The organism is uncultured Thomasclavelia sp., assembly GCF_944324745.1.
Lineage (GTDB): Bacteria > Bacillota_I > Bacilli_A > Erysipelotrichales > Coprobacillaceae > Thomasclavelia.
In genome coordinates this window covers 1-21,422 of the sequence record NZ_CALUXO010000035.1, presented here as the reverse complement: position 1 = coordinate 21,422, position 21,422 = coordinate 1, and the positions used below count along the sequence as shown (strand labels likewise).

General features: G+C 31.3%; 24 protein-coding genes and 1 other annotated feature. Of the genes, 4 read left to right on the top strand and 20 right to left on the bottom strand.

Annotation, left to right across the window (positions count from 1 at the left end; genetic code table 11):
• Position 1 precedes the first annotated feature (1 nt).
• Positions 2-706: an ABC transporter ATP-binding protein gene (locus Q0K54_RS03625; protein ID WP_294578495.1), complete on the bottom strand. Its 705-nt coding sequence runs from the start codon at positions 704-706 to the stop codon at positions 2-4.
• A gap of 267 nt (positions 707-973) precedes the next feature.
• On the opposite strand from Q0K54_RS03625, the gene Q0K54_RS03620 reads away from it, so the two are divergent.
• The gene (locus Q0K54_RS03620) at positions 974-1,528 is read left to right on the top strand and encodes a metallophosphoesterase (protein ID WP_294578494.1); all 555 of its coding nucleotides are present in this window, start codon (positions 974-976) and stop codon (positions 1,526-1,528) included.
• Here Q0K54_RS03620 and Q0K54_RS03615 read toward each other — a convergent pair.
• The 10 genes from Q0K54_RS03615 to Q0K54_RS03570 form a co-directional block, all read right to left on the bottom strand.
• Positions 1,521-2,780 (bottom strand): FtsX-like permease family protein, encoded by a 1,260-nt coding sequence (locus Q0K54_RS03615; RefSeq protein WP_294578493.1) that lies wholly within the window; start codon positions 2,778-2,780, stop codon positions 1,521-1,523. The two genes, Q0K54_RS03620 and Q0K54_RS03615, sit on opposite strands and share 8 nt — an antisense overlap.
• Positions 2,780-3,550 carry an ABC transporter ATP-binding protein gene (locus tag Q0K54_RS03610; RefSeq protein WP_294578492.1) on the bottom strand — a complete coding sequence of 257 codons (771 nt, stop codon included), beginning with the start codon at positions 3,548-3,550 and terminating at the stop codon, positions 2,780-2,782. Before Q0K54_RS03610 ends, Q0K54_RS03615 begins: the two co-directional genes overlap by 1 nt.
• A gap of 1 nt (position 3,551) precedes the next feature.
• Positions 3,552-4,850, bottom strand: a complete 1,299-nt coding sequence (locus Q0K54_RS03605; RefSeq protein ID WP_294578491.1) for an FtsX-like permease family protein — start codon at positions 4,848-4,850, stop codon at positions 3,552-3,554.
• Positions 4,851-4,942: 92 nt separating this feature from the next.
• Positions 4,943-5,332 carry a hypothetical protein gene (locus Q0K54_RS03600; protein ID WP_294578490.1) on the bottom strand — a complete coding sequence of 130 codons (390 nt, stop codon included), beginning with the start codon at positions 5,330-5,332 and terminating at the stop codon, positions 4,943-4,945.
• Positions 5,333-5,420: 88 nt separating this feature from the next.
• Entirely contained in the window at positions 5,421-5,780 is a 360-nt protein-coding gene (gene rplT, locus Q0K54_RS03595; protein WP_294578489.1) for a 50S ribosomal protein L20, read from the bottom strand.
• A 21-nt stretch (positions 5,781-5,801) separates the two neighbouring features.
• Positions 5,802-5,996: a 50S ribosomal protein L35 gene (gene rpmI / locus Q0K54_RS03590; protein ID WP_294578488.1), complete on the bottom strand. Its 195-nt coding sequence runs from the start codon at positions 5,994-5,996 to the stop codon at positions 5,802-5,804.
• An 18-nt stretch (positions 5,997-6,014) separates the two neighbouring features.
• Positions 6,015-6,569, bottom strand: a complete 555-nt coding sequence (gene infC, locus Q0K54_RS03585) for a translation initiation factor IF-3 (protein ID WP_294578521.1) — start codon at positions 6,567-6,569, stop codon at positions 6,015-6,017.
• Between the two features lie 14 nt (positions 6,570-6,583).
• Positions 6,584-6,706, bottom strand: a sequence feature (ribosomal protein L20 leader region).
• 362 nt (positions 6,707-7,068) lie between these two features.
• Positions 7,069-8,928: an ABC transporter ATP-binding protein gene (locus tag Q0K54_RS03580; RefSeq protein WP_294578487.1), complete on the bottom strand. Its 1,860-nt coding sequence runs from the start codon at positions 8,926-8,928 to the stop codon at positions 7,069-7,071.
• Positions 8,928-10,658: an ABC transporter ATP-binding protein gene (locus Q0K54_RS03575; protein WP_294578486.1), complete on the bottom strand. Its 1,731-nt coding sequence runs from the start codon at positions 10,656-10,658 to the stop codon at positions 8,928-8,930. The genes Q0K54_RS03580 and Q0K54_RS03575 overlap by 1 nt, the downstream gene beginning before the upstream one ends.
• 36 nt (positions 10,659-10,694) lie before the next feature.
• Positions 10,695-11,138, bottom strand: coding sequence for a MarR family winged helix-turn-helix transcriptional regulator (locus tag Q0K54_RS03570; protein ID WP_294578485.1), 444 nt, complete (start codon positions 11,136-11,138; stop codon positions 10,695-10,697).
• A gap of 225 nt (positions 11,139-11,363) precedes the next feature.
• Here Q0K54_RS03570 and Q0K54_RS03565 point away from each other — a divergent pair, with 225 nt between their 5' ends.
• Positions 11,364-12,527 (top strand): MFS transporter, encoded by a 1,164-nt coding sequence (locus Q0K54_RS03565; RefSeq protein WP_294578484.1) that lies wholly within the window; start codon positions 11,364-11,366, stop codon positions 12,525-12,527.
• A 13-nt stretch (positions 12,528-12,540) separates the two neighbouring features.
• Here the strand turns inward: Q0K54_RS03565 and Q0K54_RS03560 are convergent, their stop codons facing one another.
• From Q0K54_RS03560 to Q0K54_RS03530, 7 genes are all read right to left on the bottom strand, one after another.
• Positions 12,541-13,113 (bottom strand): sugar O-acetyltransferase, encoded by a 573-nt coding sequence (locus tag Q0K54_RS03560; protein WP_294578483.1) that lies wholly within the window; start codon positions 13,111-13,113, stop codon positions 12,541-12,543.
• 2 nt (positions 13,114-13,115) lie between these two features.
• Complete coding sequence (locus Q0K54_RS03555; protein ID WP_294578482.1) at positions 13,116-13,586, bottom strand: RbsD/FucU domain-containing protein; 471 nt, start codon at positions 13,584-13,586, stop codon at positions 13,116-13,118.
• A gap of 80 nt (positions 13,587-13,666) precedes the next feature.
• Positions 13,667-14,659, bottom strand: a complete 993-nt coding sequence (locus tag Q0K54_RS03550; RefSeq protein ID WP_294578481.1) for an ROK family protein — start codon at positions 14,657-14,659, stop codon at positions 13,667-13,669.
• 66 nt (positions 14,660-14,725) lie between these two features.
• Positions 14,726-16,363 (bottom strand): Na/Pi cotransporter family protein, encoded by a 1,638-nt coding sequence (locus tag Q0K54_RS03545; protein WP_294578480.1) that lies wholly within the window; start codon positions 16,361-16,363, stop codon positions 14,726-14,728.
• Between the two features lie 119 nt (positions 16,364-16,482).
• Positions 16,483-17,673 carry an MFS transporter gene (locus Q0K54_RS03540; protein WP_294578479.1) on the bottom strand — a complete coding sequence of 397 codons (1,191 nt, stop codon included), beginning with the start codon at positions 17,671-17,673 and terminating at the stop codon, positions 16,483-16,485.
• Between the two features lie 210 nt (positions 17,674-17,883).
• Complete coding sequence (locus Q0K54_RS03535; protein ID WP_294578478.1) at positions 17,884-18,177, bottom strand: PTS sugar transporter subunit IIB; 294 nt, start codon at positions 18,175-18,177, stop codon at positions 17,884-17,886.
• A gap of 81 nt (positions 18,178-18,258) precedes the next feature.
• On the bottom strand, positions 18,259-19,083 hold the full coding sequence (locus tag Q0K54_RS03530; RefSeq protein ID WP_294578520.1) for an undecaprenyl-diphosphate phosphatase: 825 nt from the start codon (positions 19,081-19,083) through the stop codon (positions 18,259-18,261).
• A 108-nt stretch (positions 19,084-19,191) separates the two neighbouring features.
• Here Q0K54_RS03530 and Q0K54_RS03525 point away from each other — a divergent pair, with 108 nt between their 5' ends.
• A complete protein-coding gene (locus Q0K54_RS03525) occupies positions 19,192-19,596 on the top strand; it encodes an NUDIX hydrolase (RefSeq protein WP_294578477.1) in 405 nt (134 codons plus the stop codon).
• Between the two features lie 65 nt (positions 19,597-19,661).
• On the opposite strand, the gene Q0K54_RS03520 is transcribed toward Q0K54_RS03525, so the two are convergent.
• Positions 19,662-20,507 (bottom strand): YitT family protein, encoded by an 846-nt coding sequence (locus Q0K54_RS03520; RefSeq protein WP_294578476.1) that lies wholly within the window; start codon positions 20,505-20,507, stop codon positions 19,662-19,664.
• Positions 20,508-20,621: 114 nt separating this feature from the next.
• On the opposite strand from Q0K54_RS03520, the gene Q0K54_RS03515 reads away from it, so the two are divergent.
• Positions 20,622-21,233: a Crp/Fnr family transcriptional regulator gene (locus Q0K54_RS03515; protein WP_294578475.1), complete on the top strand. Its 612-nt coding sequence runs from the start codon at positions 20,622-20,624 to the stop codon at positions 21,231-21,233.
• On the opposite strand, the gene Q0K54_RS03510 is transcribed toward Q0K54_RS03515, so the two are convergent.
• Positions 21,218-21,422 (bottom strand): histidine phosphatase family protein (locus tag Q0K54_RS03510; protein WP_294578474.1); only part of this gene is annotated, 205 nt, incomplete at its 5' end. The two genes, Q0K54_RS03515 and Q0K54_RS03510, sit on opposite strands and share 16 nt — an antisense overlap.

Sequence of the window (21,422 nt, the reverse complement as noted above, 5' to 3'; positions counted from 1 at the left end):
ACTACCACTCTATTTCAGCAATTGGTTTTGGAGCTTCATTCAAATGCATTGAATCAACTCGGCCATTTTTCAATCGAATTACGCGATCGGCCATTGGTGCTAAAGCACTATTGTGAGTAATAACAATAACCGTCATCGAATATTTGTCGCACATTTCTCTAAGTAACGCTAAAATAGCTTTTCCTGTTTGATAATCCAAGGCCCCAGTTGGTTCGTCACATAACAGCAATTTAGGATTTTTGGCAATAGCTCTTGCAATTGCTACCCGCTGTTGTTCTCCTCCTGATAACTGCGCTGGAAAGTTGTTCATCCGATCAGTCAAACCAACCCGATCCAGGACCATCTTAACATCCAGTGGATTTTTGGATATTTGGGAAGCTAACTCAACATTTTCTAATGCCGTTAGATTTTGGACTAAGTTATAAAACTGAAAGACAAATCCGATATCATCGCGGCGATACTGTGTTAACTTCTTTTCACTATATTTAGCCACATCTTGACCATCGACGATGATTTTCCCGCTTGTCGCCTTATCCATACCACCTAATAGATTTAAAATTGTCGTTTTACCAGCGCCAGAAGGTCCAACAATTACCACAAACTCGCCTTTTTTTACCGTAAAATCAACACCATTAGATGCTGGAATCTCTACATCACCAACTTTATATATTTTTTTGACATCTTTAAAAGTGATAAAATTCTCCATCACCTCACAACCTTTCTTGCATTTAGCTATATAATTATTATATCACGAAACATATTTCAATCCAAACCTTCTCCCTTGATTTTCCTGAAGATTCTTAACCAAATTTAACCAAAATTTTATTTATTTTTCTCAAATTACTTTGATTAATAAATGACTTTTTGATCAATGATTTTTATCATCTTTTTCAAATAAAATTAAAATAATTTATTTAATTCAAAGATTTTTACAACTAAAAATGCTAAAATTATCCTATTAGGAGGGACAAAAATGAAAGTAATGATTTTATCCGATTCCCATGCAATGTCCAAAACGAGATTGATGGATTTACTACATAACAATCATGTTGATTATTATATTCATTGCGGTGATATCTATATGAGTTATGATGGCATGCCCTTAAATAACTTTTATCTAGTGCGTGGAAATAATGATTATGGAAATAATATTCCAAATACTCGAGTTATCACTTTAGACCATTTAACATTTTTTATTACCCACGGTCACCTTTATGATGTCGGTTATAATCTTGAAAAACTCTATCGAGCTGGTAAAGAAAAAAAAGCTGATATTATTTGTTTTGGTCACACTCATCAACCTTATCTCGATGAAATCGATAATACCCTTATTATCAACCCTGGCAGTGTTTCTTATCCCCGTGGACAATACCGGAATCCAACTTATTGTATCTTAGATACTAAAACTAAAGAAGTCATCTTCTATGATGTCAAAACTTTAGAACCCTGTGATCCATTTAATATCCAGCGCCCTAAAAAATCCAAGAAAAACAAAAAAGAACCATTCTTTAAAAAATGGTTCAAATAGCCTTGGGTAAAATCCGATAATACATAACAGTGGTAATAATCAAACATAAAAGCATTGGGATTATTTCAATCAAGGCCATAACAATGATTAGATATGGAGTAATTAGCCCTAAAAAATAAAGACGACTAACCATGATAATTTGATAAACCATGGGAATTATCATGATCATGCCATAAAAGATAATCATTTCATAATTGATTATCTTTTTTAATTCATTAATACGATAACCTAAATAAAACAAATTCGTAAAAGCTTTCTGTCGATTTTTAAGTTCCATTCCCATTTTAAAAATCGTAGTAACCGATAATAATACCATAACACTAAAATACGACAATAAGACAATCATACTAACTAACGGTGTCATGATAGTATAAAGAGTACTGCACATTAAAATAATCGAAGCCATCATCACTAAAATCACGATCATCCGGATTTTTTGAAAATCATACTTAACATTACCAAAAGTAATTAATAAATACCGATTTTCAATTCCTCGATCTTTTTGCAGTCGTGATAAAACTTCAGGTACAATATGTTTAATAACACCATATAATCCAAAAACCCCAACCAGCGATAACAGTAAATAGTCTTCAACACTACTTAAAAATGGAAATACAAAAATAGGAATAATAAACGCCAATAAATAAACAATATTTGATGGTTTCTTAATTTCAAAACCAAAATTTTCCATTTTAATACTATCAGTTATCATGGTATTGACATTAGTTCGATAACAATATCCCATATTTAAATAAGTACACCAGCCAATTTCACAAAATAAAATGATTGCCGTAGCTAAAAAACTATTTTGACTAATATAATTAATATTTCCTTGATAATCAAATGCCAAATAACAAATGTGATTAACTACCGGCACTAAAAAATAAGCTAATAACAGCCCAACAGGAATTGCCACGACCATAATAGCTAAACTTTGCAATAATAGATAAGCTCCTACTTTATAAACCGATGCTCCTGACATTAAAACGATTGAAATGTCTTTACTTTTAGCGTGAACATAAAAATCATTAGCCATAAATACGCATAACATGGCAATAAAAATAACAAATACAGCAATGGGCGTAACGATCGTTTCATCACGACCACCGAGATTGATTCCTGTATGAGGATTTAAAGTCAAATTAAAGAATAAAAAGATAAAGATCGTTGTTAAAACAAATGATAAAAAGTAAAATAGACTTTTTAATTTATCACTTTTTAATGATTGAAAAGCTAATCTAACAACGCCCATTAGTCAAATAACGCCTGCGATTCTGTCGAATTGATATCTACTATTTGATAAAAATATTCTTTTTGACTCAAATTACCTCGTTCAATCGTCTCATCAATAACTCCATCTTTGATATATAGAAGCTTTGAAGAATAAGATGCAATCTTAGAATCATGGGTAACCATTAGGATAGATACACCATCAACTTGATTCAGCTTTCTAAATAGTGAAAGTAATTCATGAGAATTTTTACTATCTAGATTTCCAGTTGGCTCATCAGCAATGATTAATTTTGGATTTGTAACTAATGCTCGACAAATCGCAGCTCGCTGCCTTTGGCCACCGGAACATTCACTTGGATATTTATTTAAGATCATCGCAACATCTAACTTTTCGGCTATTTTATTTACTGATTCAGTAATTTCGTCTTTTTTCTTTCCAGCCAGAGTTAAAGGAACGGCAATATTTTCAAAAATCGTCAATGAATCTAATAAGTTAAATTCTTGAAAAATAAAGCCTAAATTTTCATAACGAAATTTTCCAATTTCTCTCTCTGACATCTGTCTAATCTCTGTACCATTAATATAAACTAGACCTTTTGTCGGAATATCAATAGTTGATAAATTATTGATAAATGTCGATTTCCCAGCACCCGAAGGTCCCATTACACAAACAAACTCCCCTTCATACATCTCTAATGAAACATCTTTTAAAGCTGTATAAGGATTTTTAGTTCCAACTCCATAAATCTTAGTTACATTTTTAGCTTTCAAAATCACCTTTTTTTCCACCCTATTTTCCTCCTTTAAAACGTACCATAACTAATTTTTGATAATTATAGCTAGTTAACAATCCTGAAATTATAATCGCAATTAAATAAATCAAGCAAATAACTAGCGCTAATGAAATACTTAACTGCTGATAATAAACAAATCTCCCAGCTATAAAAAGAACATATATCAGCGGAATTAATAACAATAACAAATAAAAATAAAATACTTCACGTTTAATGACCTTCTTGACTTCATTTCGAGTATAACCAATTTTCCATAAATTCAAAAACAACACCGTTCGCGTTTGAGCCTCCATACAATATTTATAAATTAAACTAATAACCAATAAAATTGTAAGTACGATGTATCCAATAAACGCAGTAATAAATTCCCGAGGCGAACTATAATAAGTTGCCATAATAACGATCATTCCAGTAACCATGGCCATTAATAAAGCAATCAATAGAAGGGCCCGCCGAATTGAATAAGCTAAGTTAGACACATAAATCAAAGCATAACGTTTTTCCAATAAATACTTCTTTTTGAACCATTTAACAAACTCTGGTAGAAAATACTTAATTACCCCAATCATGGCCACAATTCCTACTGCAGTAGGCATAATATAGTTGTTAGCGCTGTGTTTGGCCATAAACATCATTACAATCCCAATAAAATATAAACTAATGAATAAAATCGGCTTGATTTTACCTTCATTATTAGGATTAATATCCATAGCTTTTTCTTGGTGCAATAAAAAAGAAATATCATTGCGATAAATATAGCCACTGGCAAACACCGATAAAGTAGCTAAAATAATAATAATGACGATCAAAGTTTCTAGATAGGTATTTATCGATATTTGATAAATTGATGCATGGACATTTAAATATTGATACATCATATAGTTGATCAGTGGGGTAATTAAACGCCCAATTCCAATCCCAAACGGCGTCGCTATCAATAATAATGTAAATGTCTGATAAATCAAATATAAAGTAGATCTAACCGTACTATTTCCAGAAAGAGTCATAATTGCTATTTCACTAGTTTTTCTGGAAATAAAAAAATCATTAGCAAAGAAAATCATAAAACAACAAAAAATGATAATTAAAAAAGACAAAGATGTCGAAAAAGGCACTTGTACCTGTTTCCAGGTCGCTCCACCAGATACAATTCCCTGATTTTTTAAATAATCATTATTAATTATGTTAAAGAAAATAAAAGTAACAGCGATAGTAAAAACTAATGTTATTCCATAAAAAAAGCTCTTTTTAGATCCTTTGACTAACATTGATAATGCAAACTTAAAATTACCCATCACATCCTCCTTCAAAACCTAATATTATGATTATAATAGCGCTTTCAACAATAGTCAATTACAACAAAATAAAAAACCAAGGTTATCCTTGGCTATTCCCCTAATTTCTTTTTTAGATCCTCAATATAGCGCTGTTCAAAACGATCAACTCGAACAAACTTGCCTAAAATTGAATTAGGTTCAAAATAAAACAATAAAAACAAACGACAGCCATTATCAGGCAGACTGGCAAACTGCCCGCTCCAATGTCCTTTGTAATTATTAGTCTGAACTTCATATTCAAATTGAGTGTTTTGGCGACAATCAGTTACTAAAATCTTAGTAGCCTGATTTTTACGATTATATTCAATAAATTTATTATCATCAATTTTTTCAACTTTAGCTAAATCACTGCGCCATGAACAATCCATTAAATCAGTAACCGTTTGAAAAACTTTTTCAATACTACTAGAAAAATCAACTTGCATTTCTACTCTTTTCATACCCATCATCTCCTACAACGATTATAGCATAATTGAGTAAATAAATAAAAAGTCTAAGAGCAATTCTCTTAGACCAGTAAACCATTTTTTATTTTGCTAATGCTTTTTTAGCTGTATCTACAATTGCAGTAAATCCTTTTGGATCACTAATTGCAATTTCAGATAACATTTTACGGTTAATTTCAACGTTAGCTAATTTTAATCCGTGCATTAAACGAGAATAAGAAATATCATTTAATCTAGCAGCTGCGTTAATACGAGCAATCCATAATTTTCTCATATCTCTTTTAACTTGTCTTCTATCACGATATGAATAAGCCAATGAATGCATTACTTGTTCATTTGCAGTTTTATATAATCTATGTTTAGAACCATAATATCCTTTGGCTAACTTTAATATTTTCTTTCTTCTATGTCTAGTAGTATATCCACCTTTAACTCTTGCCATATTTCATTCCTCCTACATTAATTATTTTGATAATCTTGATTTAATTCTCTTGTAATCTGAAGCACTAACTAATCCTGATTTAGCCAAATGTTTCTTTTGTTTATGAGTTTTATTATGTGATAAATGTGAAGTGTATGCATGGCTACGTTTCAATTTACCGCTACCTGTTCTTTTTAAACGTTTTTTTAGACCACTATGTGATTTCATTTTTGGCATAATATATTCCCTCCTGAATTATTTTTTCTTTGGTGCAATTATCGCAGTCAGAGTTCTACCTTCAAGCTTGGCTGGTTTTTCAATTTGCCCAACTTCCGCACATTCAGCTACAAAGTCATCAATAACTTTTTTACCAAGTTCTGTATGAGCTAATTGACGTCCTCTAAATCTAATTGCAATCTTAACTTTATTTCCTTCTTCTAACCATTTTAATGTTCTTTTTAATTTAACATTTTTATCATGTGTATCAATTGTCACTGACAATTGAGTTTCTTTTAAAGAAACAACTTTAGAATTACGTTTCATTTCTTTAGCTTTCTTTTGTTGCTCGAAACGATATTTCCCAAAATCCATTATACGACATACTGGTGGTTTAGCATTTGGTGCTACGCACACTAAATCAAGCCCTTCGTTATAAGCCATATCAATTGCCTGATTGCGGTTTTTAACTCCTAAACGATTACCATTTTGATCAATTACTAGTACTTCTTTAAAACGGATTTTTTCATTAACTAACTCATCAGGTTGTTTTGGTTTTCTGTTATCAAATCTGCTAATAATAGACACCTCCAATTTGTGCAGTTTGTAGTTTAAATAAAAAGTGAGCACACTAAGTGCCCACAAATTGACAATAAGATAATATAATCTTAGTGACATTAGCCCATCGACATCATCAATCGGGCGAGAAGTAGGCACTTCTTCTTTCCACTACTTTTTATTTGCTTTCATATATTAGCATTTTATTTATCTAATGTCAATAACTTTTCTTATTTAATTTAACCAAGCTGTAAATATTTTTTCATTATTCTTTTTTACCCCAGATACTACTAGCAATCGCTCCAAAAAAATCACCTAAAATTGATAATAATGTTGCTATCATTAAGATCACCTATCCTTATATATAAATATTTACAGCCTGATATTTGTTTATATCAATATTATATGTTTTCAAAAAACTTTTAGTACAGTTTAATTTTTAACCATCTTTCTACTTATATTATACAATAACTTAAGATCATTACTATATTTTTATCATAAAGCTAAAAGAAAAACATCATGTTTAAACATGATGTTAATCTAAATCAATAGCACCAGTATATAACTGATAATATTTACCTTTTTGTTTAATTAATTCTTCATGGTTACCACGTTCGATAATACGACCAGCTTCAAGTACCATGATACAATCACTATTTTTAATTGTTGATAAACGATGGGCAATTACTAACGTAGTTCTACCTTTCATTAATCCATCCATACCAGCTTGAACTAATGTTTCAGTTCGAGTATCGATTGAAGAAGTAGCTTCATCAAGGATTAAAGCTGGTGGATCAGCAACTGCTGCTCTGGCAATAGCAATCAGCTGTCTTTGACCTTGAGAAAGATTTGCTCCATCTCCTGTCAACATTGTATTATAACCATCTGGTAAATGTTTGATAAATTGATCAGCACTAGTTAATTTAGCAGCAGCGATACATTCTTCATCGGTAGCAGTTAACTTACCATAACGAATATTATCCATAACTGTTCCTGTAAATAAGTGCGTATCTTGTAAAACGACTCCTAATGATCTTCTTAAATCAGCTTTTTTAATCAAGCTAATATTAATACCATCATAAGTAATTGTTCCTTTTTGAATCTCATAGAAACGGTTGATCAAGTTAGTGATGGTCGTTTTCCCAGCACCAGTAGCCCCAACAAAGGCAATCTTTTCACCTGGATTGGCATAAACATTAATATCATGTAAAACCATGCGATCATCATTATAACCAAAGTCAACATCTTCTAACTTCAAGTCACCTTTCATCTCAACTAATTCAATACTTCCATCTGGACGAGGATGACGCCAAGCCCAATGACCAGTATATTCTTTAGTTTCTTCCATTTCACCTTTATCATTATATTTAACACGACATAAAGTGACAACACCTTCATCAATTTCACTTTCTTGATCAAGCAATTCAAAGATACGACCAGCACCAGCTTGAGCCATAGCAATTGAGTTAATTTGCATTGATACTTGGCCGATTGGGTTATTGAAACTACGATTTAATGTCATGAAAGTAACTAAGGTACCAATTGTAAGTGAACTATCGAAACCTGACAATGCTAAAATGGCCCCAACGATAGCACAGATAATATAAGACATATTACCTACCTGAATTGTTACTGGCATTAAGACATTGGCAAATTTATTGGCATTATATGAACTTACTCTTAAATCTTCATTAATTTTTCTGAATCCTTCAATTGCTTCTTCTTCATGGTTGAAAACCTTAACAACTTTTTGACCAGAAATCATTTCTTCAATATAACCATTAACATCACCTAATGTCTCTTGTTGTTTTACGAAATAGCGGCTTGATAAACGTCCGACACTTCGAGAAATAAATAGAATGATACATACCATGATGACACTGATTCCTGTAAGTGTTAAGTTCAATGATAACATTGAAAAGAACACTGTTAAGATAGTAATACAGCTTGATGTCAATTGTGGTATTGATTGACTGATTAATTGTCTTAAAGTATCAATATCATTTGTATAAATTGACATGATGTCGCCATGAGTATTTTGGTCAAAATAACGAATTGGTAAAGTTTCCATATGTTCAAACATTTCGATACGTAAATTACGTAAGAAACCTTGAGTTACGTTAACCATAATTCTACTATGACCATAAGCGCAGATTACCCCAACAACAAAGATGCAAGCTAATCTAATTATTGCATTAAGTAAATTACTAAAATCCGGAGTAGCCTGTGACATTAATGGAACAATATAATCATCGATCAATGTCTGCATAAACATTGTTCCCTGTACCGTACAGATTGCCTGAACTATGATACAGATCAAGACAATGACAATATGGGCACCATATTGTTTAAATAATTTCTTTAAAAGACGAAACATGACACCTTTTGTTTTCATTATGCTTCCTCCTTCCCTTTAGTTTGAAGTTCGTAAATAGTACGATAAATTTCATTAGTTTCTAATAATTCATCATGACTGCCAAATGCGTCGACAACACCATCGTTCAACACAATGATACGGTCAGCACTTTGAACACTAGAAACACGTTGTGAAATAATAATCTTAGTAGTATCTGGAATTCTTTCTTCAAATGAACATTGAATGCTGGCATCTGTAGCTGTATCAACCGCACTAGTTGAATCATCAAGAATCAAGATCTTAGGTTTTTTAAGTAGTGCTCTGGCAATACATAAACGTTGTTTTTGACCACCTGATACGTTAGTACCACCTTGTTCAAGATAAGTATTATATTTATCAGGGAATTTTTGAATAAATTCATCAGCACAAGCTAAACGACATGCTTCTTCACATTCTTCCAAAGTAGCATTTTCATTACCCCAACGAAGATTTTGTAAAATCGTTCCAGAGAATAATACGTTATTTTGTAATACTACTGATACTTCATTTCTTAATACTTCCAAATCATATTTTCTAACGTCTTCACCACCGACATAGACACTACCACGATCGACATCATAAAGACGACTAATTAAGTTAACCAAACTACTTTTAGCACTACCAGTACCACCGATAATACCAATTGTTTCACCAGATTTGATATGCAAATCAATATCTCGTAAAACTGGTTCACCACTACCATGTTTATATGAGAAAGTAACATGATTAAAGTCTACAGAACCATTTGCAACTGTAGTTAAAGCTCCATCAGGAGATACTAAATCAGATTTTTCATTAATTACTTCTGCAATACGACGTCCTGAAGCAATTGACATTGTAATCATTACAAAGGCCATTGATAACATCATTAAAGACATTAAAATATTCATAATGTAGCTAAATAAAGTTGTCAATTCCCCAGTAGTTAAGCTACCACCAACAATTGATTGAGCCCCTAACCATGATAATAGTAAAAGACATCCATATACAGCAAACATCATTGCCGGGTTGTTGAAAGCTAATACTGATTCAGCTTTAACAAATAATTTATAAATATTTTGTGCTGCTTTTTTAAATTTTTGATCTTCATAATCTTCACGAACAAAAGATTTTACCGCTCTAATAGCGACAACATTTTCTTGAACACTTTCATTTAAATTATCATATTTTGGGAATACTTGATTAAAGTAACGAGTTGCCAAAACCATGATAGTTCCTAAAACAACGATCAAGAAAACCATTGCTCCAACAAAAATAAGGCTCAATTTCGCATGAATCATAAATGCCATTGTCAAAGCACAGATTAAATTCATAGGTGAACGAATACACATACGAATTATCATTTGATAAGCCATCTGAACGTTAGTAACATCTGTTGTCAAACGAGTTACCAATCCAGCTGTACTATATTTATCGATATTTGAAAATGAGAATGTTTGAATGTTGGTATACATTGCATCTCTTAGGTTGGCTGCAAAACCTGTTGAAGCTTTAGCAGCATATTTACCAGCTAAAAAACCGGTTGATAATGTTCCAATCGCAATAATAAACATTATTAATCCATAACGATAAACAGCATTAATATCTCCATTATTAATTCCATCGTCAATGATCTTAGCCATGAATAATGGAATTAATATTTCCAGGATAACTTCAACTATTACAAAGAAAATAGTCAGCAAAGAATCCTTTTTATACTGTTTAATTTGCTTAAATAGTGTTTTTACCATCTCTTATCCCCTTTCATCAATTTTAAACTTGATAAATCACAAGCTCTCATTTAAATTTTCAATTAACTTATCGCAAAGTTTTAAAAACATTGCAACTTCTTCTTCTGATAAATCCTTAACTAACATTTTATCAAGTTCATTCATTTTGCATCGCAACTCCTGATTAAACTTCCGACTTTGATCTGTTAAAACAATTTTTTTAAGCCGTGCATCATAATCAACTGGGATTCTTTGAATCATCCCATTTTTGCACATTAACTTGAGCATTTCTGAAGTAGTTGAACGATTAATCGAAAACTCAGCTTCTATATCTTTTTGAAATACATCAATTCCTTCATCTTCACGATCCTGCAAAAATCCGATGATCCAAGTATGCATTAAAGTTGCCCGATCAGGCCGCTGACCAAAAAACTTATCCATCGACCTTTTCATTAAATTATTAATAATTTTTATCCTACGGCCAACAGGATCACTATACATTGATCACCCTCCTTTTATTTCGGTTACGAACTTTATAGTTCGGATACGAACAGTATAATAGCACACATTTTAATTAATGTAAAGATGTAATATCATAATATTATTTTTTTTCAAAATATGTAAAATGCTTGCTAATATTAGTAGAAAAAATGTTAATATGTTTATGCAAAAAAATAAAAAAATTTTATTTAAAATTATATTGCTACTAACAGAAAGGATAACAACATGCAACTTAAAACTAGATATAATCTTTTACACTTATTTTATTGGTTGGCTTATTGCTGCATCAATGGTTTTATCGCAATATTTTTACAATATCGCGGTCTATCAAATACTGAAATTGGAATTGTAACTGGGGTCTCATGTGTTGGCACCATTTTTATTTCGCCATTTATCTCATCTTTATTAGATCGATTTACTAATTTAACTATTAAAAATCTCGTTGCTTATATTAGCATTGGAATTGGCATCATGTATATTATTTTGAGTTTTATTCAAATGCCAGCAATCATTTTAATGATTATTTATATTTTGATGTATGCTTTGCTTTTATCAACCGTTCCTTTATTAACGATGATTGCCATGAATTATATTAATGATGGTCTTTATGTTAATTTTGGTTTAGCTAGAGGAATTGGTTCAGCTTCATGGGCAGCTAGTGCTTTTATTTTTGGACAAGTCATTACTTTTATCGATCCCTGGATTTTATCTATGGGCTATCTTTTCTTTATCATTATTACTTTAATTTTATTGTATACTATGCCAGAGCAAAAAAACGTTAAACACGAACAGAAAAAGCAGGGAACTGTTTTATATGTTATCAAAAATTATAAAGTTTTATTTTTCTTGTTACTAGGTTTTTGTTTTATGTTTGCTGGAGCCACCACTATTAGTACTTATTTAATTAATATCGTCAATACTTTAGGTGGTAATACTCAACTATATGGTGTCTGTATGTTTTTTATGGCTTTTAGTGAATTACCGATTATTACTATGGCACCACGATTAATGAAAAAATTTAATAGTTTGACTTTAATTCTGGTAGCTTCAATTTTTTACATTTTAAGAAACTTTACGATCTGTCTGGCGCCTAATTTGATTATTTTAATTATCGGAATGATGTTTCAGGGAATGTCCTATGGATTATTCACTGGCGTAATTACTTATTATGTCACTTATAATTTACAGCCAGATGACCAATTATCTGGACAAAATTTAATTAGTATCATGACTTCTGGAATTGGTTCAACATTAGGAAATGTTCTAGGAGGAATTTTACAAGACAATCTTGGCTTAAATTATATGTTTATGTTTATCTATCTAGTTACTTTAATTGGAGCAATTATAATTTTTACAACGAGAAAAATCAACGTCAAAACGAGCCATTAAACGGCTCGTTTTTTTAAATTCGTTTAGTTTGATCGATTGTTTTGATTACTTTAGCTGGTACTCCAGCAATCAGTGAATTATCAGGAATATCATGACTAACAACACTGCCAGCACCAATTACACACCCATTACCGATCGTTACTCCTGGTAAGACCGTCACATTAGCCCCAAACCAGCAATTATCACCAATAGTAATTGGTAAAGCTTTTTCATAGCCCTGATTACGACTAAAAAAATCAAGAGCATGATTGGCTGTATAAAAACCACATGATGGTCCAATAAAAACATTATCCCCGATCGTAATTTTGCCACCATCCATAAAATAACAATTAATATTGATAAAAACATTTTTCCCTAAAACAATATTTTTACCATAATCACAAGTAAATGGGCTCAATAATTCCAAGCCCTCTGGAAAGTAACCTAATAATTCTTTTATTTTGGCCTGGCGTTTTTCAACTGCCAGTGGTCTAATTTGGTTTAATTGAAAACATAGATCCATAGCTACCAGTCTTTCTTGAATTAGTTGTGGATCATTATTAGGATCATACCAGACCTGCATTGCCATCTTTTCTTTTTCTGTCATTATTACTCTTTTCCTTCCTTTAAACCTTCTTGTAACCATTGCATGGGAATATCGGCACTAGGATACCCAGCAATCAAAATTGCCTGGCTATGAATACCATAATCACCAGTTTGAATAACTGCTTTACAGCGATCACGCATTTGATAGTATTCAGGAATATAATGCATAACATGAATATTTTCTTTTCCTAAGCTATCTTCAACAACTTGATAAGCTGCCTGATTTTCTGCAAGCATATTTTCAGTTACAATTGCCCCTTCAAAATCACCACATTCAATCAATGTTGTAAAAACATCTTTAAAACTTGGTGAGCCAGTTACAACTCCTAAATCTAAATACTCAACACTTGGATCCAATGGATATAAGGCTTTTTCACTTGTTCCACTACCTGCATCGGCAATAAATAACATTTCTCCATGACGAATAGTAGCTACTATTGCTGCTAACCGTTCATTTAAAATTCTTTTTTTCATTAATCGCACCCCTTTATTAAAAGACTTTTAATTAATATAACCAATTAATCTGTAGATGTCAATTATTTATTAAAAGAGTTTTAATAAATAGAAAAATATTTTTCATTAATAAACTTCAAAATCCCATTAAAAAAATCATCAAGATAAGTATCACGATAAACTAATTCAGCCATAAACTGCTCAGGAATATACTTTAAACAAATATCTTTGACCAATTCTATATCAATAGTAGTCAGCGACTCACCTGTAATAACTAAATAAGCTGGATTAATAATTGAAGCTAAACAAGATAATGCTAATGCAATTTTATTTTCATCGTAACTTATATTTTTAGGATCATGATGCTGTAAATATTCAAAAAAGGGCAAGTAAATAATTTCACCGGCAATATTATTATGCCCTTCTAATATTTTACCATTGATCACACTGCCACATCCGGGCCCACTTTGATTAGGAAAAGTTACATAACAAACATCTTTATAATCACCTGATTGCCAATAAAAACCATATGCGCAATAATTCATTTCATTTTTTACATACGTAGGAATATTAACTTTGTCTTCAATTAACTGCTTTAAATTCAATCCTTTTAATTCAGGAATATCTGATTCAATAATTTCATCATTATAAATAACTGAAGGAACTCCTAAACCAATAACTTTAATTAAAGGATCTTGATCAACCAGCTTCGCAACTTTCGTTAATAAGTGATCGATTTTTGATAAATCCAGTTTTTCCTGTTTTGATTCTAACACTCGTAAAAGAGCATCACTTCTTCGAAAGCATAAAAAGACCTGCTTATTAATAACTGTAATGATCAAACTTAATCCATGAAAATAATCAGGATTTAACGTATAAGTAATTGTTGGTCGACCTTTTTTTGATAATAAGCTCTCTTTAAAGACAACAATATTCCTGGTAACAAAATCATTTAAAATATTACCAATCGTTGCAAATGTTAATCCGGTTGCATTGGCCAATTCACGTTTAGTTACCGCTTTACCACCAGCTAAATAAGCAAAGACTTGTTTATCATTTTGTTCCCGTAATTTTCCAGTTCCAATTCTTTTCATAAGCCACCTCTTTTAAAATATAACATTTATCTTTTATTTTTTAAACAAAAAATAGGTTCCTAGAACCTATCCTTTCGCAATTTGATTGAAGGCTTCAATAATATTAACACTATGTTCACCTACCCGTTTAAAATCGATTAATGTCTCAGTAAATAAAGCGCTATTTTGCGGTGTACATTTTTTCTCTTGTAAACGAGATAATTGATGATAGGCAAATTCTTTGGCCTTTGCTTCAATTTTATCAACCATTTGATTTATTATTTCTAATAAATTTGTACTTTTTTCCAGCGATGAAAGATTTAGGTTTTCTAAAACCTGATTGGTCATTTGTTTCATCGTAGTAATTTCATCAATAGCCTCATCAGAAAAACTTTCATGATTATCAAATAATTTCTTAGCTCTTTTACTAATATCAATCGCATGATCACCAATCCGTTCAATATCACTGGCTGTTTTAATAAACATACCGATTGCCTGAGAATTTTCTAAAGGCATGGTAGAAGAAATAGCCATTGTAGTATATTCAATAATTGTTTTATTTAAATAATCAAGATAATCTTCCTGATTTAAAATTTCATTAAATTGTTCTTCATCAAATTTAAACAATAACTCAAAAGCACGATTTAAATTACCCTTAGCCACCATTAACATATTTTCTATTTCATCAAATAATTGCTGATAGACAATCGTGCTGGTACCTAAATGAATATCATTGTCAAAGATACTTTTATCCAAATACTTTTCAGTTAAAGCAGCAGTGTCCTCTGGTTTTTCTGGCAAGATCAAATAAGATAACTTGACCAAATAAGAACCAAATGGTAGTAGCAATAATGTCGTTACAATATTAAAAATCGTATGGACATTGGCAATTTGGGCTGGAACATTACCAGGTGTCAAAAAAGCAACAAAAGAAGCAAACGGTAATAATAAACTAATAATCACAAAAATAATTGTTCCGATAATATTAAATGATAAATGAATGATCGTCGTTCTTTTGGCATTACGATTAGCTCCAATACTAGCTAAAACAGCTGTAATACAAGTACCAATATTTTGCCCAAATAAAACATAAATTGCCTGTGGCAAGGTAATGACACCACTTTTAGCTAAAGCAATCAAAATTCCTACTGATGCCGAAGAACTTTGAATAATAGCTGTAAAAATAGCGCCGACCAAAATTCCAATGATTGGATTTTGAAAAGTAGCCACAATTTCTACAAATTCCTTTGAATCTCTTAAAGGCATCATCGCATTAGACATCATTTCCATTCCCATAAACAAAATTCCCAGTCCAGCAATGATCATTCCAATCATATCTAATTTTTTACTTTTAAAAAAAGCTACTAAAGCGACCCCGATAAATGCAATTAATGGCGCAATCGCACTAATATCAACAACTACCAGCTGTCCAGTAATCGTAGTTCCAATATTAGCTCCCATAATGATCCAGACAGCATTTTGCAGTTGCATAACTCCTGCATTGACAAACCCAACTGTCATTACTGTTGTGGCTGAAGATGATTGAATCACCGCAGTAATCAATGCACCAACAATTACTCCTAAAAAACGATTAGTTGTCAATTTTTCTAAAATGGTTTTCATTTTATTTCCAGCAGCTTGTTCCAAACCATCAGACATCATCGACATTCCATATAAAAATAACGCTAATCCGCCAAGTAAACTAAAAATCCCTGTAATATCCATATTGTTCTCCTTTTTTATTCAATCTATAATTTAACATAAAATTAAGATAACACAAGTATTCTTTATATATTATTAACATTTTCAATCATAAAAAAAGTGAGAACTGATTAAATTCTCACTCAAGCGTTATTTTTAATTCTTAAAGTCATTGAAGATGGATGATTTCTACCAATTAATAAATAGACAATTACTGAAAGAATATTAGCTATTGATAAAATAATAAACATATAGTGATATCCGGCCATATCAATGAAGACGCCGGCAATACCGCCACCTAAACCAATACCGATATCATAAGCGCATAAAAAGGTTGAATTGGCTGCTCCCCGACTAGAAGGTGGGGCAATACTTACTGCCATTGCCTGAAGTGCTGGTTCTAAACCACCAAAGGCATAACCTGAAAGGGCTGCAGAAATAATAAAACTGATATTATTGGGGATAAATGCCAGCAATAAAAAGGCAATAAACATCGTAATATTACATGTATAAACAAAAATAGCTTCCCCTTTTTTATCAGCAACCTTACCAACAGTAATTCTAGTAAGTAACAACATTACGGCCATGATCGTAAAGTATAACCCACCAGATAATGTAATCGTATCAGCTACAGAAACAAATTTTAAAATATAATTTTCTAATGCTCCATAAGTTAATAAAAAGATCAAAACCGTAATCGAAGCCGGTAAAGCATCTTTAATAATCAATCCTTTAATACTTAAAGACTTTTTCGGTACATCAATTTTTGGTGTTTTCAACATTGCAAACAATACTAATGAAATAATCATGATTATTGTAGCTGTTAAAAATAAAATTGAAAAACCATAGCCCATCAACATTTCACCAATTGTTGGAGCACAAGCTGTTGCTAGTGCTGTAGCCATCCCAAACATTCCCATTCCCTCAGAAAAACGTGATTTAGGAATAATATCAGTGGCAATCGTTGAAGTTGAAGTATTAGAACAAGCTAAAGCACATCCATGGGCCATTCTAAAGATTACTGCCAATACAATCGAAGCAACTGCTGTATAAATCAGTAAATAACCCATTGGAATTAAAGCCATACCACATAAACCAATCAATAAAATCGTCTTTCTCTTTCCATTATCTAACATCCAGCCAATAAATGGACGACAGATAACCGCAATTAACGAAAAGATAGTCGCACAAGCCCCTGAGACACTATCCGAATATCCTAAATAAGATATAAAAAATGGAAAAGTTGATAAAACCATCAAATGATTTAAGAAGACAAAGAAATTAATCACGATAATGAAAATAAAGTTCTTTGTCCAAAGCTTTTCTTTTTTCATGTTAATTCCTCCCAATACGCAAAAAATGTGCAGTTCAAAACAATTGGCTTTACGTTTTGAACTACACATTGTTATAGCGCTTTATAAATTTTACCACTACATTTTAATCATTTTTTCCAATTAGTCAAGCAGGATTTTGGAAGTTTTTACGGAAAAATCAGCCAAGGAAAAAGCTAACAATAAGATATTATGTTGTTAGCTTTGAACTTATTATTTAGCTAAAACTTCATCTAATACTTTTTTAGCATTGAATGTTTTAAAATCTTCTTCACTAATTAAAGTAACTGGAACTCCTGGATTAGCTAAATCTTTAAATTTCTTGATTGATCCAGCTAACTGTGGCGTAACTAAAATCACATCAGCTTGTTCAATAGAGTATTCAACGGTTACTTCTGCTGCTGCCCAAACAATTACTTCAAGGCCGCGTTTGTCAGCCTCATCTTTTAAAGCTGCAGCAAACATATTAGATGTAACACCTGCGGTACAGCATAATAAAATTTTCATACAAAAACCTCCTTAACTTAATTGTATCCTATAAATTAATTTTACCATATATACAAAAAAAATCTAGAATTAATCTAGATTTTAAAAGACCATGAAATATAATAAAACGATAATTCCTAAAATGATTCGATACCAGCCAAAGACTTTGAAATCATGCTTTTTAATATAACTCATTAAAAACTTGATCGTTATCATACTTACTACAAACGCAACAGCCATACCAAAAATCAATAAAACAGCTTCAGTTGCAGTAAAAGCAAAACCAAATTTAACAATTTTCAATAAACTAGCCCCAAGCATTACCGGTACTGCCAAAAAGAATGTGAATTCAGTAGCTACTGTTCGACTTACCCCTATTAACAAAGCACCAACAATTGTCGCTCCTGAACGTGAAGTACCTGGAAAAACAGCAGCAATCAATTGGAATATCCCAATAATCAAGGCTGTATTATAAGTAATTTCGCTAATTGAATTAATTTTAGCTCTATGTCCTTTATTATAATTTTCAATAAAGATAAATAAAACCCCAAATACGATCAAGGCAATGGCAACAGTAATTGGATTATAAAATAATTCATTTAATATATCATCAAACAATAAACCGATTATTGCTGCTGGCAGACAGGCTACAATGATTTTAAACCACATTGAAAAAGTATCTTTACGCACTTTCCAACCATGGTGATAATCAAATGGCATCAGCTTATCAAAATATAAGACAATGACCGCTAAAATAGCTCCTAGCTGAATTACAACCAAAAACATTTCCAAAAAATCAGCCGAAACATTCAACTTAATAAATTCGTCAACCAGGATCATATGCCCGGTACTACTAATTGGTAACCACTCTGTGATCCCTTCAACTACTCCTAGGATAAATACTTTTATTAATTCTATAATCATAATCTCCTCCACAATGTACTTTTGCATTATAGCACTTATAAACTAAAAAAACAGTATTTATATTCTTAAATTTTTATAAACATGATAAAATCTAGATGAGGTAATGTTAAAATGAGAAGAAAAGTAAATATTATTGTGATTTTTAATCACAATAAATCAAAATTATTAATGTGTAAACGAAGAAAAGATCCTTATCAAGGCAAGTATAATTTTGTCGGTGGTAAGATCAAACCCGATGAAAATCATCTTGAAGCAGCTTATCGTGAGCTAAAAGAAGAAACTGGTATTACTAAACAAGATGTTTCATTAACTCATTTCATGGATTTTACTTATTATCTTGATGATACGCTATTAGAGACTTATGTTGGTATCATCAATGAAGATATTGAAGTCTATGGCGATGAAAATGAATTAGTTTGGATCGATCTTGATGAAGATTTTAAAGATGATAACCGTTTTGCCGGTGATGGTAATATTTACCATATTTTAAAAGTTTTAGCATTAAGTAATTATTAAAAAGGCTGCAGTTATTTACGACTTTAACTATTTTAGTTAAAGGTAATCAACTGCAACCTTTTATTTTAATTTCGTGCTATGGTATAACCCCGTCCACTGACCTCGTCAACTGTAGCTACTACCATAAAAGCTACCGGATCAATTGCTTTGATCTTAGCTTTTAATTTATTAAGCTTATAAGGGGGAATAATGGTCATTAAAACTTTAGTATCATTACCAGTATGTCCTTTTTGGCTATAAAACGCAGTAACTCCAGTATCGCCTTCAACGGTAATAACTTTTTTCAATTCTTCGTGATAATCAGAAATCACTAATAATTGAACCATCTTAGAACCTTTAGTTAAAGTTTTATTTAACATAAATGAAGTAATAAAAACTAAAGCGATACTATAAATGATCTTAGTCGTATCACTAAAAGTTGCCTGCAGACATAAAATTGAAAAATCAAAGAAATTAACCATGATAAAAACCGGTATTCCTAATTTTTTATTTAAGATAATGGCAATTATGTCCATTCCTCCAGATGATGCATCATTTCTAATCATCAATCCTGTTCCAATTCCTAGTAAACATCCGGCTAAAACAACACCTAATAAAGTGTCGTTACAGTAATTATGAAAAAAACTATGGGTATTAAAAAACTCTAATAATACTGGAAAAGCAAAGGTAGAAATTAATGTTGATAAAGCAAATTTCTTTCCTAAAAAAACAAGTCCCAACAAAAATAATACAATGTTTATTGCCCCAACAACTAATGAAATATTAGCTCCCAAATAATGATTGGCAGCAATTCCTAAACCAGTAACACCACCAGAAATCAATTCGTTTTCTAATACTAAAGTACTAATTCCAAAGGCTACTAATACATTACCAAAAATAATTAAACCAATTTTTATCAATCTTTCTTTCATCTTCCTCACCTCGAAAAATAAGATATCATAATTACTATCTAAAAAATGTAATCTATGCTACAATTAGATAAAATTATTAAATATTTTTATAACTAAAATACAACGGAGGAATCAATGAAAATAGCTCAAAATCTTTTTAAATATTTTATTGAAACCGGAACTTCTATCAAATATTATCCTGGTGATATTATTTATATGGAAGAAGATAATAGCAATAACCTTTATTTAATTTTAAAAGGTCGCGTCCGCGTCTTTCTTGTTTCTAAAGATGGTCAAGAAATTACCCTGGATATTATAAGCAAAGGCGGTATTTTTGGTGAATCTTCTTTTTTACAAAATACCAATCGTCCTGTTTGTGTTGCTGCTATTGAAGAAGTCGAACTAGTATCCTGTCAATTGGAAACAATGTATCCTAAAATTCTTGAATCAAAAGAATTGACACTGGCAATCATGCAACTTTTATCATCAACCAATGATTATTTGACCAATCAAGTTAAAAAAGCATATTTTTATAATCGTCATGAAAAAATAGCCGCCTTTTTATTAGAACAAAATAAAAAAACTATCTCTTACACTCATGAAGAAATAGCTTCTCTAACCGGATTAAACCGAGTTACCGTTACTAAGATCTTAAATGATTTTAGTAATCAAGGCTGGATTCAACGGCAATATAAAAAAATAATCATTACCAATCGCCCAGCTTTAAAACATTATCTTGATAAATAATCATATTTTAACAGCTGACAATTATCAGTTGAATAATGAAAGATCTCATCATTAGTCATATCATTAAAATAAGTATTAATAGCTCGGCAAACGGCACCATGACACACTAACAAGACATCACTTTCGATGGCTTGTTTTTTGATTTCATCTAAAAAAGAATAAACACGAACACATAATTCAACAAACGAC

Coding starts and splice junctions, on each gene's coding strand:
- Q0K54_RS03620 (WP_294578494.1), top strand. CDS start 974: ATGAAAGTAATGATTTTATCCGATTCCCATGCAATGTCCAAAACGAGA.
- Q0K54_RS03625 (WP_294578495.1), bottom strand. CDS start 706: ATGGAGAATTTTATCACTTTTAAAGATGTCAAAAAAATATATAAAGTT.
- Q0K54_RS03570 (WP_294578485.1), bottom strand. CDS start 11,138: ATGTATAGTGATCCTGTTGGCCGTAGGATAAAAATTATTAATAATTTA.
- Q0K54_RS03525 (WP_294578477.1), top strand. CDS start 19,192: ATGAGAAGAAAAGTAAATATTATTGTGATTTTTAATCACAATAAATCA.
- Q0K54_RS03580 (WP_294578487.1), bottom strand. CDS start 8,928: ATGAAAACAAAAGGTGTCATGTTTCGTCTTTTAAAGAAATTATTTAAA.
- Q0K54_RS03575 (WP_294578486.1), bottom strand. CDS start 10,658: ATGGTAAAAACACTATTTAAGCAAATTAAACAGTATAAAAAGGATTCT.
- rpmI (WP_294578488.1), bottom strand. CDS start 5,996: ATGCCAAAAATGAAATCACATAGTGGTCTAAAAAAACGTTTAAAAAGA.
- Q0K54_RS03560 (WP_294578483.1), bottom strand. CDS start 13,113: ATGACAGAAAAAGAAAAGATGGCAATGCAGGTCTGGTATGATCCTAAT.
- Q0K54_RS03615 (WP_294578493.1), bottom strand. CDS start 2,780: ATGGGCGTTGTTAGATTAGCTTTTCAATCATTAAAAAGTGATAAATTA.
- Q0K54_RS03540 (WP_294578479.1), bottom strand. CDS start 17,673: ATGAAAAAAGAAAAGCTTTGGACAAAGAACTTTATTTTCATTATCGTG.
- Q0K54_RS03545 (WP_294578480.1), bottom strand. CDS start 16,363: ATGGATATTACAGGGATTTTTAGTTTACTTGGCGGATTAGCGTTATTT.
- Q0K54_RS03605 (WP_294578491.1), bottom strand. CDS start 4,850: ATGGGTAATTTTAAGTTTGCATTATCAATGTTAGTCAAAGGATCTAAA.
- Q0K54_RS03600 (WP_294578490.1), bottom strand. CDS start 5,332: ATGAAAAGAGTAGAAATGCAAGTTGATTTTTCTAGTAGTATTGAAAAA.
- Q0K54_RS03565 (WP_294578484.1), top strand. CDS start 11,364: ATGCAACTTAAAACTAGATATAATCTTTTACACTTATTTTATTGGTTG.
- Q0K54_RS03550 (WP_294578481.1), bottom strand. CDS start 14,659: ATGAAAAGAATTGGAACTGGAAAATTACGGGAACAAAATGATAAACAA.
- rplT (WP_294578489.1), bottom strand. CDS start 5,780: ATGGCAAGAGTTAAAGGTGGATATACTACTAGACATAGAAGAAAGAAA.
- Q0K54_RS03515 (WP_294578475.1), top strand. CDS start 20,622: ATGAAAATAGCTCAAAATCTTTTTAAATATTTTATTGAAACCGGAACT.
- Q0K54_RS03535 (WP_294578478.1), bottom strand. CDS start 18,177: ATGAAAATTTTATTATGCTGTACCGCAGGTGTTACATCTAATATGTTT.
- Q0K54_RS03520 (WP_294578476.1), bottom strand. CDS start 20,507: ATGAAAGAAAGATTGATAAAAATTGGTTTAATTATTTTTGGTAATGTA.
- Q0K54_RS03555 (WP_294578482.1), bottom strand. CDS start 13,586: ATGAAAAAAAGAATTTTAAATGAACGGTTAGCAGCAATAGTAGCTACT.